At 37.7% G+C, this 1,921-nt stretch carries 5 protein-coding genes; 2 read left to right on the top strand and 3 right to left on the bottom strand.

Annotated elements, in window-relative coordinates; genetic code table 11:
- The 3 genes from LGZ99_RS24255 to LGZ99_RS24245 form a co-directional block, all read right to left on the bottom strand.
- On the bottom strand, positions 1–181 hold a 181-nt coding region (locus LGZ99_RS24255; RefSeq protein WP_262979831.1), incomplete at its 3' end, for a hypothetical protein.
- A 229-nt stretch (positions 182–410) separates the two neighbouring features.
- Positions 411–614, bottom strand: coding sequence for a hypothetical protein (locus tag LGZ99_RS24250; RefSeq protein WP_262979830.1), 204 nt, complete (start codon positions 612–614; stop codon positions 411–413).
- Between the two features lie 124 nt (positions 615–738).
- Entirely contained in the window at positions 739–1,143 is a 405-nt protein-coding gene (locus LGZ99_RS24245; protein ID WP_262979829.1) for a helix-turn-helix domain-containing protein, read from the bottom strand.
- A 95-nt stretch (positions 1,144–1,238) separates the two neighbouring features.
- On the opposite strand from LGZ99_RS24245, the gene LGZ99_RS24240 reads away from it, so the two are divergent.
- Together LGZ99_RS24240 and LGZ99_RS24235 are read left to right on the top strand one after the other, a co-directional pair.
- Entirely contained in the window at positions 1,239–1,436 is a 198-nt protein-coding gene (locus tag LGZ99_RS24240; protein ID WP_262979828.1) for a Cro/CI family transcriptional regulator, read from the top strand.
- Positions 1,426–1,716 carry a hypothetical protein gene (locus LGZ99_RS24235; RefSeq protein WP_262979827.1) on the top strand — a complete coding sequence of 97 codons (291 nt, stop codon included), beginning with the start codon at positions 1,426–1,428 and terminating at the stop codon, positions 1,714–1,716. The genes LGZ99_RS24240 and LGZ99_RS24235 overlap by 11 nt, the downstream gene beginning before the upstream one ends.
- Positions 1,717–1,921: the final 205 nt, after the last annotated feature.

Here is a 1,921-nt window from a genome sequence, read left to right as displayed (position 1 = left end):
TATTATTAACTTGACCCATCCATACAATGGAATATCCAACTAATAATTCTGATAGCTCATTTTTGGCTTGTTGATAATTTCTGGCGACACACCTAACCTTAACTAATAATTTGCGCTCAAAGTCAGCGTGTTTTGTCACTGCAAAAATAAAAATCTTTGTGGTATGATCCGCGTTGAACATAGTAATCGTCCCTCAGCGTTTATTGTGTTCGGCTCTGGTATTTGATTGGCGTCGGTACCAGAGCCATTTTTATAAAGTTGAATTCTGCTTACTCTTTGGTACTTGTCATTAACGTTTGTCCTTTCTTGTTGAGTTTCATCTTTTACCCCGTAATCGGCTTGAGGTTATATTGATAGTTCTTTTAGCTGTGTGTCTTTAAACACTAGCTATTCTTTTTTATAAAATGGATTTACAAAATAGTGTCTTCAATTTCGGTTATGTGTCGATTATTGCCAAGAGTCATTAAAACTGAATTTAATTCAGTTATCTTTTCTAAAATGACTATATCTACAAGCGAGCGCTTGGTAAGTTCTTTTTGTTGAACAGAAAACTCTTGCAACAACTCCAGTGTACATACGATGGTACGGGCTTTTTCCAGGTGAGAATCAGTCATTTTTTTACATCCTCGCATAGTATCAACCAGTTCTAATAACACTATTGATCAAGTTTACTTGAATTTCAAGTGCAAAAATCAATTATTTTTTTAATTTTTGCACTGTGGTTTATAACTGATTGTTTTATAAATTATTAATATTTTTTTTAATTTTATTCAATTCATTCTCTAATGTCTTGGCATGTTTTGAGAGTGATTCCTCAGCAAATTCAATAATCTTTGCTTTTTCTTTATCAGGAAGCAGATCAAGTATTTTGAGTATCCGGTGGCTATAGTCATCTCCAATGCAAGTATTGACTTGATTGTCAACAGATTTCTCTCCGTTCAGAAGCCAAGGGATACCACATTGAAGAACTTGCGCCAGTTTTTGGAGATTTTCACTACTTAGGTTTGTTCTGTTTTTTTCCCACAATGATATCGCAGCCATTGATACACCTATCTCTTCGGCTACCTTGCCTTGGGTTAACCCTAGCTCACGCCGCCGTGATTGTATTCTTTCTCCGATCGTCACTTTATCGACTGATTGCATATAGACCTCTAGTGTAACTTGATTTAATCAATTATACTTGAATTTAACTTCAAGTTTATTAAACTAAATTTTAATTTAGTTAGTAGGGCAAATCAATGTTGAAATCAAGTGTAATTTCATATTTCGGTTCTAAGAGAAATGTGGCTAGGGCTATGTTGATAAGCGATCAAGCTGTTGGACAATGGAAAGAAATTATCCCAGAAAGAGCGGCTCTTAAGCTTGAAAAATTGACAAATGGAAAGCTTGAATACAACGAAAAGCTATATCGCAACAGTGTCAATCATGCTTTCTGATTTTGCAAAGGTATCGATGCCCTCTCGGTATTTTCCTGATGACGGCAAGTGGATACAGGAAATGTTACTGAAGCTTGGTCCGGCTACTCGCGGAAAAATCACGGTACGTTATTCAGAAGTGTATGAAGCGGCTTGGGATGAGGAACCGATTTCGTATCGAAAGGGCAATGCAGCCAGACGAGCGGCAAATATCCGGTTAAGGGAATATATCGGGAAGTATGTCAGGGCGAGCCAGGGTTACACAGAGAAGCCGCAGCGAGTACAAGAGAGGGGAGCATGAAAAGTCATTTGGATGTTTGGACGTCTAAACGTTTGGATGGGTTGGGGAAGAGGGGAAAACTTTCTAGGGGGGTAAGGGGGGTGATCTTTGAAAGGGGTGTTAGGGAAGGCTTAGCCAAAGGAAAACAACTCAGATCTTATAGAAGATCACTATAGGGCATAAAAGCTGAAATACGTCTAGACATCTAAATGGCTAAATTGATATC

The organism is Photorhabdus temperata (assembly GCF_025384845.1).
In the GTDB taxonomy this organism is placed as follows: Bacteria; Pseudomonadota; Gammaproteobacteria; order Enterobacterales; family Enterobacteriaceae; genus Photorhabdus; species Photorhabdus temperata.
This window is presented reverse-complemented; position numbering and strand designations above follow the sequence as displayed.

What these genes read in the sequence shown, in the direction of transcription:
- LGZ99_RS24240 (WP_262979828.1), top strand. Translation starts at nt 1,239, where the DNA reads ATGTTGAAATCAAGTGTAATTTCATATTTCGGTTCTAAGAGAAATGTG.
- LGZ99_RS24235 (WP_262979827.1), top strand. Translation starts at nt 1,426, where the DNA reads ATGCTTTCTGATTTTGCAAAGGTATCGATGCCCTCTCGGTATTTTCCT.
- LGZ99_RS24245 (WP_262979829.1), bottom strand. Translation starts at nt 1,143, where the DNA reads ATGCAATCAGTCGATAAAGTGACGATCGGAGAAAGAATACAATCACGG.
- LGZ99_RS24250 (WP_262979830.1), bottom strand. Translation starts at nt 614, where the DNA reads ATGACTGATTCTCACCTGGAAAAAGCCCGTACCATCGTATGTACACTG.